This window comes from Xanthomonas sp. CFBP 8152, assembly GCF_014199025.1.
Classification (GTDB): Bacteria; Pseudomonadota; Gammaproteobacteria; order Xanthomonadales; family Xanthomonadaceae; genus Xanthomonas; species Xanthomonas arboricola_B.
On the sequence record NZ_JACHNO010000001.1, the window covers coordinates 1,151,491 to 1,166,313 of the forward strand.

The following is a 14,823-nucleotide window of genomic DNA, read 5'->3' on the forward strand; positions in this document are numbered from 1 at the left end:
ACGTGATAGAGGCCGGTTACGCAACGCGGCGACACACGTCGCGGTGTTGTTCTAACGGAGTTGCCGGCAAAAGCTGTTGTGCGCCGCGGCAAGCTGCAGCCAACGGGCTCGCCATCGTTCACTGCAGCACGGCGCTAGCGGCATGTGCGCATGGCACCTGCATCGACATCGGGCTGCGTGTGGCGCTGTTTCAATGCGCGCCACAGCGCAGGCGATGCGATCCATCGCGGCAGCACGACGGTCTTTACGCATGTCATGCGAGATACCACGCAACGGTGCCTTACCTTATGCCAGGCGGGCATGCGCTTGCGTCCGCTTTACGCTGCTGCGCGTCCTGGCGCCGTTTCGCGGATCGGCAGGTTGATCAGTGCGGCGCAGAACTGCCATCTCCATGCCGGTACGTGCGGCATTGCAGCGCACCGAGACCAGCGGTCCCGATGCCGGACATGACGAGGCCGCCCGAAGGCGGCCTCGCTTATGACGGCGGGAGAGAGCTACCGTCAGAAGAACAGGCGCACGCCGAACGAGGCGCTGCGCCCGGGAAGCATCACATCGTCCTTGAGGAAGGAGGTGTGCACGCGTGCGTCCTGGTTGGTCAGGTTGTTGCCGTCCAGGAACACTTCCCACGCGTTGCTGCCGCGGTCCACGTGGTAGGCCAGATGCGCATCGACGAATGTATAGCCGTCGGTCGGGGTCTCGTTCACCGCCACCTTGTCCTGCTTCATGGTGCGGGTGGCGCCGAGCGAGGCGCGCCATGCATCGGTGTTCCAGCGCATCTGCGCGCCGACCCGGCCCGGTGCGATACGCGGCAGGTTGCCGCCATCCTTCAGGCGCGCACGCACGGTGTCGCCGAACACGCGCAGGTCCCACGCGCCGGTGTCGTTGTCGGCCAGATGGAAGGTGGCCTCGCCCTCGAAGCCGTGGAAGACCGCATCGTTCTGCGTCCACTGGCGGATCGGCAGGAAGTCGTTGTCTTCTTCGTTGAACCATTGGCCGCCGGTATCGACGATGTAGACGAAGTCGTTGTAGCGGTTGTAGTAGGCGGCGATCTTGGCATCCACCCATGCGTTCTGGAAGTTCAACCCCAGCTCGGCCTGGTTGGCCTTTTCGGTCTTCAGATCCGCATCGCCGATCTCGTAGGCGAGGGTGGCGATATGCGGGCCGTCGGCAAACAACTCTTCCTCGGCCGGCGCGCGTTCGGCATGGTCGAGGTTGGCGGTCAGGCGCCACTGCTCGTTGAAGCGGAAACCGCCGCTGGCCGAGAAGCTGGTCGGGGTGAAGTCGCGGTCCACGCCGATGTCGGTGCGGTACTTGACCTTGTCCACGCGCGCGCCGACTTCGGCGGTGACGCGCTCCCAGCTGTTGCGCGCAACGCCGAACACGCCGAGCGAGCGGGTGTCGGTCTTGGGCACGAAGGATTCCTCGCCGATCGCCTGGAAGGTGGTGTCGCTGCCCTGCAGGCCGAACGCGGTCTGCCAGCCGCCGCCAAAGGTGAAGGAGGCTTCCACGCGGCCTTCGTTGGCGCGCTTGGTGAACACGGTGCCGACTTCTTCGCCTTCGAACTCGGTGTGCGCGTAATCGGTGTGGCCGAAGCTGTAGCGCAGCGCGCTGCCTTCGCCCCAGGGATCGGTCAGCCCGCCCTTGAGGTCGTAGCGGTCCTGCTGCAGCTTCAACGACACCCCACGCTCGCCGATCGTCGGATCGCCCGGCTCGCCGGGGTTGCCGTAGTTGTCGCGGAAACGCGAGGCCGACAGGCCGACGAAACCCCAGTCGCCGGACAGCGAGGCGCCGACCGAGCCGACCTTGGAGTCGATCCAGCTGTTGAGCTGGCGCCCCTGCGGGGTGTCGTAATCGTTCTGGTTGCGGTACACGCCGTCGGCGTGGATCGACAGGCCGCTGCCATTGCCGGCATCGACGCGGAACATGTCGGTGTTGCCGTCCTTGTCGCCACCGTCCAAGCGCACTTCGGCGCGGCCGCTGAAGCCATCTACCGGGGTTTCGGCAATGCGCCCGTCGACCACGTTGACCACGCCGCCGATCGCGCCGGAGCCGTACAGCAGCGTGGAGGGGCCCTTGAGCACTTCGATCTGGTTGGCCAGGAACGGCTCGATCGCCGGCGAGTGGTCCTGGCTGACCGTGGACACGTCCTGGCTGGACAGGCCATCGCGCAGCACCGCCACGCGCGGGCCGTCCAGGCCGCGGATGATCGGCCGGCCGACGCCGGGGCCGAAATTGGAACTCTGCACACCGGGCAGGCTGGCCACGGTTTCGCCCAGGCTGGCGCTGCGCACCTCGTCCAGACGCTCGCCGGCCAGCACCTCGACCGGGCGGCTCAATTCCCCGGCCGCATCGCGCAGCGGGCTGGCGGTGACCACGACCTTGTCCAGGTCCTTGATATGGCGGCCACTGGAGGCGGTGGCGTCGTGGCGCGTGTCCGAGCTGGGCGGGGTCTGCGGGTCGGCAGCTGTCGGCGCGTCCTCGGCCATGGCCAGGGCGGGAGTCAGCAGGCTGGTCAACGCCAGCGAGAGCGTGGAGCGACGGAACGAGAAAGCGGGGCGAGGATGCATGGCAGGCCGGACTCTGTGATTGTTACTGTATATCAATGATAAGGCGCAGTTTGGCGACTGTGCCGACGGCAGGACCCGCTCGCATGTGCGATGTAGCGGTGCGGGTCTGGAACAAGGAAGATGTTATATTATTCCACGTCGCCGCGAGCCCTGCTGGAAGTCATGCCTCTACCGTCCCTTCGCCATGTGCTCGACCGCTTCGGTGCGACCGGTTCGCTGCTGTGCGCCGTGCATTGCGCGGTGCTGCCGCTGGTACTGGCCCTGGCCCCCTCGTTGGGCTTGTCGTTCTGGCTGGGCGATGGGGTCGAATTGGCCATCGTGGTGTTCGTGACGCTGCTGGGCTTGTTTAGCCTGGTATTGGGGTATCGCCGCCACAAGGCGCTGCATGCGCTGGCGCTGTTGCTGCCGGGCTTGCTGCTGCTGTGGGCCGGCTTGCTCTACGACCCCTTGCACCACGCGGTGGTGCCGCATGCGGTGGTGATGACGCTCGGTGGTGCGCTGGTCGGCATCGCCCACCTGGTCAATCTGCGTCTGAACCACGGGCACGCCCACGTCCACGACGCCAGCTGCGCACACTAGCCCGGGCTGCGCGGGCCGGGGCCTACGTGGTAGGCTTGCCGGCCTTGCGCGAGGGCGCCGCCGGCGTAAACCTCGCCAGACCCGTGTTCAGCACGGGGATTTTGTATTCAGCATTCACATTCAGGAGTCGACGAACATGGGTAAGGGTGACCGCAAGACCGCCAAGGGCAAGCGCTACAATTCCAGCTACGGCAATTCGCGTTCGCACGCGGTGAGCAAGGTTGTCGTGGGTGCAGCTGCCCCGGTCGCCAAGAAGGGTGTGGTCAAGGCCCCGGCCAAGAAGGCTGTCGCCAAGAAGACCGTTGCCAAGGCCGGCTGATCCTTCGCCCGCTTCGCGACAGCAGAACGCGGCGCTTGCGCCGCGTTTTTTTATGCCTGGCATCGGCGCAGACGCGTAATGCAGTGCTTGCCCCACCAGCCGGGCCGCCACCGGCTGGCGTCTAACCGGCAAGGCGCGCGCCGCTGGCGTTCCGTTGGCGCAGGGCGTCACAGCGCCATCCGGAGTCTGCGGTGGCATGGCCGGCATCTGCACCGTGCGGTCCACCGGCCCTGCGCCGCTTTCCCGCGTGGGGTGGTCAGTGCGTCGCCGCAGCGGTCGGTGGGTGTGTCGGCGTCGGCGCCAGCAACTGTTCGGCCAGGCCACGATAGAGCGGCGTCTTGCACACCAGCGCAGACACGGCGCGCGCGATCAGCACGGTGGCCAGGATCGGCAACAGCATCTGGCGGGTGTCGGTCAGTTCCAGCGAGATCACCGCCGAGGTCAACGGCGCCTGGGTCACGCCGGTCAGGTACGCGCACATGCCCAGCAGCACGAAGGTACGCGGGTCCACGCCCGGCATCAGCACCGACAGGTTGTGGCCGATGCCGGCGCCCACCGCCAGCGCTGGCGAGAACAGCCCGCCCGGAATGCCGGCCAGGTACGAGACCAGATTGGCCACCAGCTTCATCAGTCCGAATTCGTGGCCGACCACCGCCTGGCCCTGCACCAGGCTGCGCGCCTGCTCGTACCCGGTGCCGAACGCGCCTTGCCCGAACAGCAGTGCCAGGCCGACCAGCAGCACCCCGCACAGCGCGGCCAGCAGCACCGGCTGGCGCCGGCGCAGCGTCGCCAGCCAGCGCGGTTTGCCGCCGGCACTGGCCAGCACCAGGCGCGCGAAGATGCCGCCGAGCAGGCCAGCTACGCTACCGCACAGCGCGATCGCCAGCCACGCCTGGCCCAGCGGCAAGGCCACCGCCAGCTTGCCGAAGTAGGTGTAGTTACCCAACAGACCCAGCGACACCACGCCGCCGACGATCACCGCGGTCAGCAAGGTGCCGGAGAAGCGGTGCTCGAAGCGCCCGCTCAATTCCTCGATCGCAAACACCACCCCGGCCAGCGGTGTGTTGAACGCCGCGGCGATACCGGCAGCGCCGCCGGCAAGCAGAAAATGCGAGAGCTCGCGCGGATCGTGAAACCCGAACCAGCGCCCGAACACATGCATCAGGCTGGCGCCGACATGCACGGTCGGGCCTTCGCGTCCCACCGAGGCGCCACCGAGCAGCGACAAGGTGGTCAGGGCGAGCTTGCCGAGCGACACGCGCAGCGACAGATTGGTCTGGCGGAATGCCGCGTCGTCATGTTCCAGTGCCGCGATGACCTGCGGGATGCCGCTGCCACGCGTGGGCCGCATTGCGCCGGAGGTGAGCCAGGCCAGCAGGGCGAAGATGCCCGGCGTCAGCAGCAGCGCCCACCAGATCGAATGCGCGGTGATGCGCTGAAACAACTGGAAGGCGGCGTCGCTGGCCTTGGCGAACACGATCGCCACCAGCGCCACTGCAATCGCGCCACCCCAGAGTGCGGCGCGACGACGCCAGCCTTCGCTGGACAACAACGGCCGCAGCCGGAGCCGGCGCGGCGAGGGGGCAGGAGCAGGCATGGCGCGATTGTCGCATCGACGCAGCGCGGCCGCGACGCGTCACTCAGTGTGTGGCAGCCGGCGGCGCGCGCAAGGCCGGCAGCAACGTGGCGGGATTGCCATCGTTGGGGGCGGCGGGAATGCCCAACAGCCGGGTCATCAGCGCATACACATCGACATTGTCGAAACCCGGCAATGTCTTGCCCTGCGCCAGGTCCGGGCCCTGCGCCAGGAACACTGCACGCATCGAGGGCAGCGCCGGATCGAAGCCGTGCGAACCGCGCATCTGATCGCGCGGGCGCTTGGCCAGTTTGTCCGGGAACAGTGCATCCCAGCCTTCGTGCATCTGGCACACGATCGGCGGAATGCGCGGATGCGTGCCGTAGTGCCAGCGTGCCGGCAGCTCCGGCTTGCGCCAGCAGTCGTACTGCGCATGCGCACCGAGCAGGCCAGCTTCGGCGCGGGCCTGCTGTCCCGGCAATGGCGAAAAGCCGATCACCTGCCCGTCGGTCACGGCAGTGGCGATGTCCGGCCGCGCCATGTCGTCCACGCTGATCGCATGCCCGGGCGCCACCTCGGCCATGCCGTGGTCGGAGACCACAACGATATTGGTGCGCGCGCGCGTGCCGTCGCGCTGCATGCCGGCCAGCAGCCGGCCGATCGCGCCATCCACCGCACGCACGTTGTCGGCATATTCGCGCGACTCCGGGCCGTGGTCGTGGCCGGCTTCGTCCACGTGTTCGAAGTACAGCGTGACCAGGCGGTTGCTGGCGGCGCCGGACGCGGCCAGCCAGCCCCGCACTTCGTCCACGCGCGCGTCCAGACCGCTGCCTTTTTCGTAGTGGCGCCAACGCGTGGGGCGCACGCCACCGATCGCCGCCTCGCTGCCGGGCCAGGACCAGGTCGCGGCATGCAGGCCGTGCGTTTCCGCACCCACCCACAGCGGCTCGCCGCCCCACCAGCGCGCATCGCCGACCGCGTCCTGCTTGCTCAGCCAGAAGCCGCCCAGCGTCGCATCGCGCATGCTGTTATGCACGATGCCATGGTGATCCGGGCGCAGGCCGGTGACCAGGGTGTAGTGATTGGGGAAGGTCAGCGACGGGTACGACGGCGTCATCCAGCGCGCACGTACGCCGTCGTGCGCCAGCTGCGACAGATTCGGTGTAATGCCGCGATCGAGCATGTCCGCGCGCAGCCCGTCGATGGAGATCAGCAGCACGCTGTGCGGCAAATCGCTGTGCGGTGCGTCTGCCGACGCGGGCGCCGCAGGGGCGGGCGCTGGCGTACTGTGCGAAGGGGGGCGAGAAGTACAGGCCGCGAGCAGCGCGAGCGCGGTTGCGGCGAACAGAAAACGTCGATCGATCATCGCCCAAGTTTACGGCCTCACAATGACGCCGCGAAGTCAGCGCCCGCCGGCTGCGGAAGATGCGGCGAACAGATCGTCGGCAGCTGCGCTCTGGCGCGGCGACCAGCCTTCCAGCTGCAACAAGGCCTGCTTGGTCGGCAGGCCGCCGCCGAAGCCGATCAGCGCGCCATTGGCGCCGATCACACGGTGGCAGGGCAGCACGATCGGTAACGGATTGCGTCCATTGGCAGCGCCAACCGCGCGGCTGGCGGCCGGGCGTCCCACCGCATGCGCGAGTTGCGCATAGCTCCAGGTCTGCCCGAACGGAATCTGCGCCAGCGTATGCCAGACCTGCAGCTGAAACGGCGTGCCGGTCGGGGCCAATGGCAGATCGAAGCTGCGCCGCCCGCCGTGCAGATAGTCGAGCAATTGCTCCCGTGCCTCGCGCACCAGCGGCGCATCGGGGTCGTGCTGCCAACGCGCGCGGCCGATCGCGTCGTAGCGGTTCTGCGCAAACAGGATGTGGTGCACGCCGGCAGCATCGGCGGCCACGCTGAGCGCGCCGATCGGCGAAGGGAAGGTGTCGTAATACAACGTGCTCATGAGCGGGTGTCCTTGCGATCGACAGCGAGATGCCACAGGTGCAATACGGCGTAGGCGCGCCACGGCCGCCAGGCCTGCGAGCGCGCCTCGGTGGCACGCGCGCTCAGGCGCCCGGGCGTGCCGAGCACCTGCTGCAGGATCAGGTCGCCGGCCGGAAACGCGTCCGGATGCGACAGCGCACGCATGGCGACGTAGTGTGCGGTCCACGGCCCGATGCCGGGCAACGCGGTGCAGGCGGCGACGAACTCGGGCAGGCGCTGGCCGGCGCCGAAATGCAGCCGCCCTTGCGCGCACGCCGAGGCCAGCGCACGCAGCGTGGCGGCGCGCGCCCGCGGTAGCCCCAGTTGTTCCAGCGGCGCCTCGGCCAGCTGTACCGGGGTCGGAAAGATGCGGTCCAGGCCGGGCGGCATCTCCCCATGATGGCCGCCATGCCGATCGACCAGCCGCGCCGCCAGCGTCGCCGCGCCGGCCACGCTGATCTGCTGGCCCAGCACGGCGCGCACGGCCACTTCGAAGCCGTCCCAGCCGCCCGGCACGCGCAGGCCGGGACGGCGCGCGATCGCCTCGGCCAGCAGCGGCTCGGCCGCCAGCGTGGCGTGCACCGCCTGCAGATCCGCATCCAGGTCGAACAGCCGGCGTACCCGCCGCACGATCTGCGGAATCTGCCGCGGGTCGGTCGCACCGATGCGCAGCAACAACTCCGCACGCTGCGGTGCCGCGCCGACCTCGATCAGCGTCGCGTTGCCCGGTGTGCCGATCACGCGCCGGTAGCCGCTGGCGTCGACCTGCTCGATGCCGGGAATCGCGCGGCGCTGCAGAAATGCCAGCATCGCCGGCAGATCCAGCGGCGGGCGATAGCCCAGGCGCAGGGTCAACTCGCCACCGGGCACCTCGGCACGCTGCTTGCGCAGCGCCGACGGCGGCATCCCGCAGCCTTCCAGGAACGCGGCATTGAAGCGGCGCAGGCTGTTGAAGCCGGCCGCCAGCGCGACCTCGGTGACCGGCAATGCGGTCTCGGTCAGCAACTGCTTGGCCAGCAGCAGCCGGCGCGTGCCGTGCACCTGGATCGGGGTGGCACCGAGCTGCTGTACGAACTGCCGCTGCAACTGGCGCGCGCTCAGGCCCACCGCGTCGGCCAGGGTCTGCACCGGCTGCTCCAGCAGGGCGCCGTCGGCAATCATCGCCAGTGCGCGCTGCACGCTCTCCTCGCCCAGGTGCTGCTGCGCCTGCGGCGACAGCTCGGGGCGGCAGCGCAGGCAGGGGCGGTAGCCGGCGGCACTGGCTGCCGCCGCGCTGGGGTAATAGCTGATGTTGCCCGGCTTGGGCGGGGGCGCCGGACAGACCGGGCGGCAGTAGATGCCGGTGCTGCGCACCGCGGTGAAGAACAGCCCGTCGAAGCGTGCGTCGCGCGCCAGACGGGCGCGGTCGCATTGGAGTCGGTCGGGCGTGGCGGTCTGCATGGCGCCAGTCTATGCGCTCGCCCCGGCGTCGGCTGGCCGTTTTCGGACAGGGCTGCGCCGGGCCTGTGCGTTCATGGCAGGGTCAAACGCTTCGCCCATTCAGCCATAGACTGAGGGTGATCTCCGTCGCGGTCTGTTGCCTGACATCATGCTGAAACTGCTCTGCCTGTCCCTTTCATGCGTGCTGGCGCTGGCGGCCTGCGACCGCACCGGTACCTCGGCCGATGCCGCCGCGACGCAGCAGAGCGGCGCGGGGCAGGGCGATGGCGACCATATGGTGTCGGTGGATACGCCCGAGCCGGCGCCGCCGCCGCGGCCGCGTGCACAGGCTGGCGAGGCCGGCTGGCCGCAGGCGGAGCTGGACGCGGGCAAGGCCTGGATCAGTTGCGCCACCGATTACAGCAGCGAAGCCGGCGACGGCACGTTGCTGCCGGCGCTGGACCGGGCCAGCGTGGAGGCGGCGCTGGCGCCGTGCCGGGACACCGGCCTGCTGCGGGTGCGCTATGCCGGCAAGATCAACGCCGGCTTCGCCGCATTGGTGTGGCGGCTGGCCGCAGTGGCCGAGCAGCTGCAGTTGCCGCATCGCATCCTGGATCTGGATTCCAGCGGCGGGCAGGTGGAAGCGGCGATTCGCGCCGGCGATGTCATCGGCGAATCCAACTGGACCATCTGGGTGCGCGAAGGCTCGATCTGCCACAGCGCCTGCGTGTTCGTGCTGGCCGCAGGCGACAACCGGCTGGTGGCCGGCAAGGTCGGCATCCACCGCATGATGCGGATCAGTTCCAAGGCCACCTCGCGCGCGGAACTCAATCGCGAGTTGCGCGAGGTCTATGGCAACGTCAAGGATTATCTGGAGCGCAACGGCGTGGCCGTGGCGGTGGCCGACCTGATGATGACCGTGCCAAACCGCAGCCTGCGCCTGCTGACGATGGACGAGCTGCGCGAGTACGGGCTGGATGGCACCAACGCGGTGCAGGACGACCTGGAGCGCATCCGCCAGATGCGCAAGTGCGGCGATGCCTTTGTGCGCCGCAAGGACGCGTTTCTGGTCGCCTTCGATCAGCGCTGCAAGGGCGAGGGCGCCGATCTGGAGGCGGTCAACGCCTGCGGCCTGGCCTTGAAGCAGCGCTTCGGCTTCCCGGATGCGGCCTGCCCGGAAGAAAGCCCGCTGGCCGAAACCGATGCCGCCGCGCTGCCGGCCAGCGCCGCGCCGCAGGCCGCGGCGGCGACCGAGGCAGAGCCGGGAATGTCCGCCGCAGCGCCAACCGCGGCACCGGCGGCAGAGTCGGCTGCCGAGCCCGCGTCGGAGCCCGCCCAGGGCGAGGGCTGAGCTTCACACGCACCGCACTGCCGGCTGCCTATGGTCGCGGCATATCACGGAGCCGGGGGGCGGCATGCTTGGAAAGACGAAAGGCGTAGCGCTGGCATATCTGCCATCGGCGCTGCTGGTGCTGGCCGGATTTGGCGTGGCCGAACTGCTGCAGATGATCGCTGCGGCCAGGCAGGTGCAGTGGCCGGCGACGCTGGCGGTATGGCTAAGCCTGGTGGCTTTGATCGTGGCCGTCGTCCGCGCGCTGTGGATCAGCTGGCGACTATGGCGACCGCGCGGTGTCGCGGCGGTTCCGCCGGGCGGCGACATCTGATTTTCGAGTGACAGGCGTGCGTTTCCGGCACCCGGCTCACGCGTCGCTGCACACTCACCTCAATATGCAGCGCAGGTCTTAAACTGCCGCACCCGCCGCGAACCCTGCGGTGGTTCCCATCCGTTTGCTACGCACAAGGTCATCTGCCCCATGTTCCGTCCTCGTCTGTTTGCCGCGCTGCTGTTGGCTCCCTCGTTGGTCCTGGCACAACAGCCGCAGACCGTTGCACGTCCGGCCGCAGCTCCCCAGGCGGCACCCGCGCCCAGCCCGGCGCAGCAGGCGCAACTGGTCAAACAGAATACCGAGATGACCCAGGCGGCATTGCGGGTGGCGCAGATGGTCGATGCCAACCAGGTGGCCTCGCTGTGGGATGGCGCATCCAGCGTGGCCAAGACTGCGGTCAAACGCGATGTCTTCGTGACCCAGATCGGCGCAGAGCGCGCGCGCCTGGGGCCGGTGGTCGGGCGCGGGCAGGGCTCGGTGACGCGGGTCAAATACGCCGCCGGCGCGCAGGTGCCCGAAGGCCTGTACATCAACGTCAGCTTCCCGACCCGTTTCGCCAAGGCGCAGCAGCCGGTGCGCGAGCTGGTGTCGTTCCGTCTGGACGAAGACAAGACCTGGCGGCTCGCCGGTTACAGCCTGCGCGCGTCGGTCAAGTGATGCTGCGGCTCATCGGGAGACCAACGTGGAACTGACGATCGAACTGCAGATGCTGGGCTGGGCCATGGTGCTCGGTCTGGTGCAACTGCTGGCCGCCTCGGCCAGCATGACCGCCCAGCGCGGGACCAAGTGGAACGCCAGCGCGCGCGATGGCGAGCCCAAGCCGTTGACCGGCGTCGCCGCGCGGCTGGATCGTGCCTTCCGCAATTATCAGGAGACGTTCCCCATCTTCGCCGCTGCGGTACTGGCGGTGAGCATCGCCGGCCGTACCGGTGCAGACACTGCCCTGGGCGTGCAGCTGTATCTATGGGCGCGCGTGGCTTACGTGCCGGCGTATGCGGCAGGCATTCCCTATCTGCGTAGCGCAATCTGGGTGGTGTCGTTGTGGGGCATCGTCAAACTGGTGCGGGCGTTGCTGGGCTGGTGACGTGCGCCAGACTGCGTGCGCGCAGCCGGTGGTGTCATGACTGAGAAAACGCAGCGATAAGTTGCGCGCCCGCGACTGCGGTGGGCCACTGTTCCGGTCGCTGCTTGATCTTGATCAAGTCCGGCCGACACCACTGCCGCTAGACTCACGACCACTATCAAGACTGCCGCGCTCAGCGCCAGGCGGGCGTGCTTGGTGCGGCACGGGCCAGGCGTATAGTCCGGTTTCTCCGCGCCGATCCTATCCACCTGACCGCTGCACGCCGCGTTTTGTTAGCTTCTCTAGGTATCGGCGGTGAAGGAGAGCGGCATGCAATCGGTGGATATCGCAGTCATTGGTGCCGGGCCGGTCGGCCTGTGTTTTGCGCGGTCGTTGGCCGGCAGTGGCCTGTCGGTGCTGGTGGTCGACCAGCAGCCGCGCACGCAGCTGGCCGAGCCGGCCTTCGACGGACGCGAAATCGCGCTGACCCATGCCTCGCGTGCATTGCTGGAGCAACTGCGCATCTGGCAGCAGTTTCCCGCCGATGCGATCTCGCCGCTGCGCGACGCACGCGTCATGGACGGGCATTCGCACTTCGCACTGACCTTTGCCGCCTCGGCGCGTGGTGCCGGCGATCTGGGCTGGCTGGTGCCCAATCATCTGATCCGTCGCGCGGCCTGGCAGGCGGTGCAGGCGCAAGCTGCGTTGGAGATCCGCTGCGCCTGCACGCTGCAGGCCGTGCAGCAGGAGCGCGGCCGCGTGGTGCTGCAGTTATCCGATGGGGAAACCGTGTCGGCGCGCCTGCTGGTGGCGGCCGACAGCCGCTTTTCCAGCACCCGGCGCCTGCTCGGCATCGGCGCGCAGCTGCGGGATTTCGGCAAGACCATGCTGGTGTGCCGGATGCGGCATGCGCTGCCGCACCGGCATGCCGCCTGGGAGTGGTTTGGCTACGGCAAGACGCTGGCGTTGTTGCCGCTGCAGGGCAATCGGGCCGGCGCAGTGCTGACCCTGCCGCCGCGACAGGTGGAGGCGTTGCTGGCGATGGAGGCGGCGGACTTCAGTGCTGCGGTGACCGAGGCGTTCGAGCATCGGCTCGGGCCGATGCAGCAGGACGGCAGCCGGCATGCCTATCCGCTGGTGGCGGCCTATGCGCAACGCTTTATCGCCGGGCGTGCCGCGCTGATCGGCGATGCCGCGGTGGGTATGCACCCGGTCACTGCGCATGGCTTCAATTTCGGATTGCAGAGCCAGGCGCGCCTGGCCGAGCGTGTGTGCGCCGCTGCCGCCGCCGGGCGCGACATCGGTGCTGCGGCGTTGCTGCAGGGGTACGAGCGGGCGCACCGGCTGGCGACGCGACCGCTCTACGAAGCGACCAATGCACTGGCCGCGCTGTACACCGACGACCGTGCGCCGGCCCGCCTGCTGCGACGTGGTGCCTTGCGCGCGGCGCATGCGGTGGCGCCGTTCAAGCAGGCGATCGCGGCGCATCTGACCCAGCGCAGCGTTTGACCTATCGACGTGGGAGCGGGGAGGCGCAGTGCGTGCAGCGCTGCGCTGTGTTCCTCATGCGCACTGGCCTGCAACGCTGTTCGACGCGTGGGCGGGCAAGGCGGTCGGCGGCCCGTTCGCAGGTGCTCGTGCGGCAATCGGGTGGGCTCGGTCGGCTCGGCTGTCATCAGGCGCGCCGCAGTCGGGCACGCGGCCATCAGGCCGGCGCGTTTATCCGCGCAAGAATCGCATCGATCGCGGTGCGCGCATCGCCGCTGCGCAGGGCCTGTTCCAGCAGTGGAATCACCCAGGCGCAGCCGGCCTTGGTCACGTCTGCGCGCCAATCGCCGCGCCAGCCTTCCAGTTCGTGCAAGGCCAGCATGCTGCAACCGCCACGCTCGGCGTGACCGCCACGGATCGACTGCTCGAACCAGAATGGCGTGGGTGAATCGGCGTCGATCGAGAAAATATAGACATCGTGGTCCGGGTCTTCAGCCGAGGGCGCGTTGTTGCGCCAGCTGACTTCCACCACGCTCATTCTTCTGGCTCCGCATCAGGGTCCAGCGCCAGCACGCGGATCTCCACATCGTCCAGTTGCACGCGCTGGCCGGGGCGGATCTTGGCGGTCTTGCGCAGTTCCTGCACGCCATCGACGCTGACCGCGCCGCTGGCGACGATCGCCTTGCCCTGCCCACCGCTGTCGGCAATACCGGCCAGCTTGAGCAACTGGTTGAGTTCGATGTACTCGCCGTCCAGGTCGAATTCCAGAAATTGCATGGTGCGCTCGGTGACAGGAAGACCGGGATTATCCGCCCGTCGCAGCCGACAACACCACCGTGCCAAATGCAGCGCCGGCGATTGGAGTCGTTACAGCACCGCTATGCCGGCGCACTGCCGGCATCCATCACGCGGGAGTCGCGGCGCGGCGTCGGCCCGGTCATTCGCGTCGAAAACGTGCAATCTCCTCCAGCATGCTTTCGGCACGCACGACGCCGGGCCCGGCATGCGCGTTGTCGATGCGCTCCAGCCACGGATGGCGCCTGCGCTGCAGCCGTCGATAGCCGAGCCAGGTGCCGATGCCGCCGAGCACGCCCACCAGCAGATTGAGCAGCAGCCAGTCGTGCGGCAGGGTCAGGCCGGTCAGCCTGCGCCAGCCGGCGTCCGCCACGGCCACCCACAGCACCCAGAACGCCACGCCCAGCCACGGGGCCACCCGTGTGCGCCAGTGCCGCAACTGGGCGAGTGCGCGCTGCGTCGGCAGCAGCGGTCCGGCAAAGTCCAGTTGCGCCAGCAGCTGCAGCTGCCGTAGTGCGGAGATCGCCAGTGCAATGCTCCACAGCTGCAGCAGCACGCCGCCGATGATGGCCGCAACCTGATCGGTGTGGGCAAGCCAGCTGCGCGCGATCACGACGTGCAGCGCCACGGCGCACAACAATTGCGCGGATTGGCTCAGCCACAGCGGGCGTAGGCTGGTGCGCGCCGCATGGCCACGTACCTCGCCGATGATGTGGGCGATCTGCGTGCTGTGCTGATCCAGGCGGTGTTCCATCGCGTGCCAGGCGCGTTGCATGTCGTCGAGTTCCATCGAATGTTCCTTGGGCGAGTGGGTGGTCAGAGTTCGGCGCGGATGCGCGCCTTGAGGCGGCTGAGTTTCGTAGCGACATTGGTCTCGCTGATGCCGAGCACCTCGCCGATCTCGCGGTAGCTGTGCGCGTCCAGGTACAGCAGCATCAAGGCGCGTTCCAGCGGTGGCAGGTGGGCGATGAAGCCTTGGAGCGCGGCGACCTGCTGCGCGTGTGCCGGGTCGCGCGCCAGCGGGTCGGCGATGCTGTCGGCCACCGCCTCCAGCGGGAGCGGGTCCTGCGGCGCGCGGCTGCGGCCGCGCAGATCGCTGATCGCCACGTTCAAGGCAATGCGATACATCCAGGTGGAAAAGCGCCGGCCGGCGTCGTAGCCGGGGAACGCGCGCCATAACTGCACGGTGATGTCTTGCGCCAGCTCGGCGCGGTCGTCCGGATTCCAGCAATAGCTGGCCGCGACCTTCAGGACGATGCCGCGGTGCCGCTGCAGCAAGGCGTTGAAGCGGGTGTGCAGGTCTGTTTCCAGGGACATGGCTCCGGCCGGGTGGGTGGATGACAAGGGTCAGGAGATGGTTCGCCGCAGCGGGCGGATCCTCA

General features: G+C 68.5%; 15 protein-coding genes, 1 other RNA gene and 1 pseudogene. 8 read left to right on the forward strand and 9 right to left on the reverse strand.

Annotated elements, in window-relative coordinates:
* Positions 1–500: 500 nt before the first annotated feature.
* Positions 501–2,567, reverse strand: a complete 2,067-nt coding sequence (locus FHT09_RS04810; RefSeq protein ID WP_104606125.1) for a TonB-dependent receptor — start codon at positions 2,565–2,567, stop codon at positions 501–503.
* A 162-nt stretch (positions 2,568–2,729) separates the two neighbouring features.
* Between FHT09_RS04810 and FHT09_RS04815 the strand changes: the two genes are divergently transcribed.
* On the forward strand, positions 2,730–3,146 hold the full coding sequence (locus tag FHT09_RS04815) for a MerC domain-containing protein (RefSeq protein ID WP_024939915.1): 417 nt from the start codon (positions 2,730–2,732) through the stop codon (positions 3,144–3,146).
* 136 nt (positions 3,147–3,282) lie between these two features.
* Entirely contained in the window at positions 3,283–3,465 is a 183-nt protein-coding gene (locus FHT09_RS04820) for a 30S ribosomal protein THX (RefSeq protein ID WP_016904806.1), read from the forward strand.
* Between the two features lie 301 nt (positions 3,466–3,766).
* Here the strand turns inward: FHT09_RS04820 and FHT09_RS04825 are convergent.
* From FHT09_RS04825 to FHT09_RS04840, 4 genes and pseudogenes are all read right to left on the reverse strand, one after another.
* Positions 3,767–5,062 (reverse strand): annotated as a pseudogene (locus FHT09_RS04825) (chloride channel protein); the annotation flags it as partial.
* A 43-nt stretch (positions 5,063–5,105) separates the two neighbouring features.
* Positions 5,106–6,407, reverse strand: coding sequence for an ectonucleotide pyrophosphatase/phosphodiesterase (locus FHT09_RS04830; RefSeq protein WP_104606127.1), 1,302 nt, complete (start codon positions 6,405–6,407; stop codon positions 5,106–5,108).
* A gap of 36 nt (positions 6,408–6,443) precedes the next feature.
* Entirely contained in the window at positions 6,444–6,989 is a 546-nt protein-coding gene (locus tag FHT09_RS04835; RefSeq protein ID WP_104606128.1) for a methylated-DNA--[protein]-cysteine S-methyltransferase, read from the reverse strand.
* Positions 6,986–8,449, reverse strand: coding sequence for an AlkA N-terminal domain-containing protein (locus FHT09_RS04840; RefSeq protein WP_104606129.1), 1,464 nt, complete (start codon positions 8,447–8,449; stop codon positions 6,986–6,988). Before FHT09_RS04840 ends, FHT09_RS04835 begins: the two co-directional genes overlap by 4 nt.
* 148 nt (positions 8,450–8,597) lie before the next feature.
* On the opposite strand from FHT09_RS04840, the gene FHT09_RS04845 reads away from it, so the two are divergent.
* The 6 genes from FHT09_RS04845 (at position 8,598) to ubiM (ending at position 12,667) form a co-directional block, all read left to right on the forward strand.
* On the forward strand, positions 8,598–9,779 hold the full coding sequence (locus FHT09_RS04845) for a hypothetical protein (protein WP_104606153.1): 1,182 nt from the start codon (positions 8,598–8,600) through the stop codon (positions 9,777–9,779).
* A 64-nt stretch (positions 9,780–9,843) separates the two neighbouring features.
* Positions 9,844–10,092, forward strand: a complete 249-nt coding sequence (locus tag FHT09_RS04850) for a hypothetical protein (protein ID WP_104535854.1) — start codon at positions 9,844–9,846, stop codon at positions 10,090–10,092.
* Between the two features lie 150 nt (positions 10,093–10,242).
* Positions 10,243–10,752, forward strand: a complete 510-nt coding sequence (locus tag FHT09_RS04855) for a DUF4019 domain-containing protein (RefSeq protein ID WP_104606130.1) — start codon at positions 10,243–10,245, stop codon at positions 10,750–10,752.
* A gap of 25 nt (positions 10,753–10,777) precedes the next feature.
* Positions 10,778–11,179 (forward strand): MAPEG family protein, encoded by a 402-nt coding sequence (locus FHT09_RS04860; protein ID WP_184416868.1) that lies wholly within the window; start codon positions 10,778–10,780, stop codon positions 11,177–11,179.
* A gap of 202 nt (positions 11,180–11,381) precedes the next feature.
* A non-coding RNA gene (locus FHT09_RS04865) (sX9 sRNA) lies at positions 11,382–11,457 on the forward strand.
* A 31-nt stretch (positions 11,458–11,488) separates the two neighbouring features.
* A complete protein-coding gene (gene ubiM, locus FHT09_RS04870; RefSeq protein WP_104606154.1) occupies positions 11,489–12,667 on the forward strand; it encodes a 5-demethoxyubiquinol-8 5-hydroxylase UbiM in 1,179 nt (392 codons plus the stop codon).
* 196 nt (positions 12,668–12,863) lie between these two features.
* Here the strand turns inward: ubiM and FHT09_RS04875 are convergent, their stop codons facing one another.
* The 4 genes from FHT09_RS04875 to FHT09_RS04890 all read right to left on the reverse strand — a co-directional run bounded on the left by FHT09_RS04875 (position 12,864) and on the right by FHT09_RS04890 (position 14,758).
* A complete protein-coding gene (locus FHT09_RS04875) occupies positions 12,864–13,184 on the reverse strand; it encodes a hypothetical protein (protein ID WP_104606132.1) in 321 nt (106 codons plus the stop codon).
* A complete protein-coding gene (locus FHT09_RS04880) occupies positions 13,181–13,423 on the reverse strand; it encodes an RNA-binding S4 domain-containing protein (protein ID WP_104606133.1) in 243 nt (80 codons plus the stop codon). Before FHT09_RS04880 ends, FHT09_RS04875 begins: the two co-directional genes overlap by 4 nt.
* 160 nt (positions 13,424–13,583) lie before the next feature.
* The gene (locus FHT09_RS04885; RefSeq protein WP_104606134.1) at positions 13,584–14,231 is read right to left on the reverse strand and encodes a hypothetical protein; all 648 of its coding nucleotides are present in this window, start codon (positions 14,229–14,231) and stop codon (positions 13,584–13,586) included.
* 26 nt (positions 14,232–14,257) lie between these two features.
* Positions 14,258–14,758, reverse strand: coding sequence for a sigma-70 family RNA polymerase sigma factor (locus tag FHT09_RS04890; protein ID WP_104606135.1), 501 nt, complete (start codon positions 14,756–14,758; stop codon positions 14,258–14,260).
* Between the last annotated feature and the right edge of the window lie 65 nt (positions 14,759–14,823).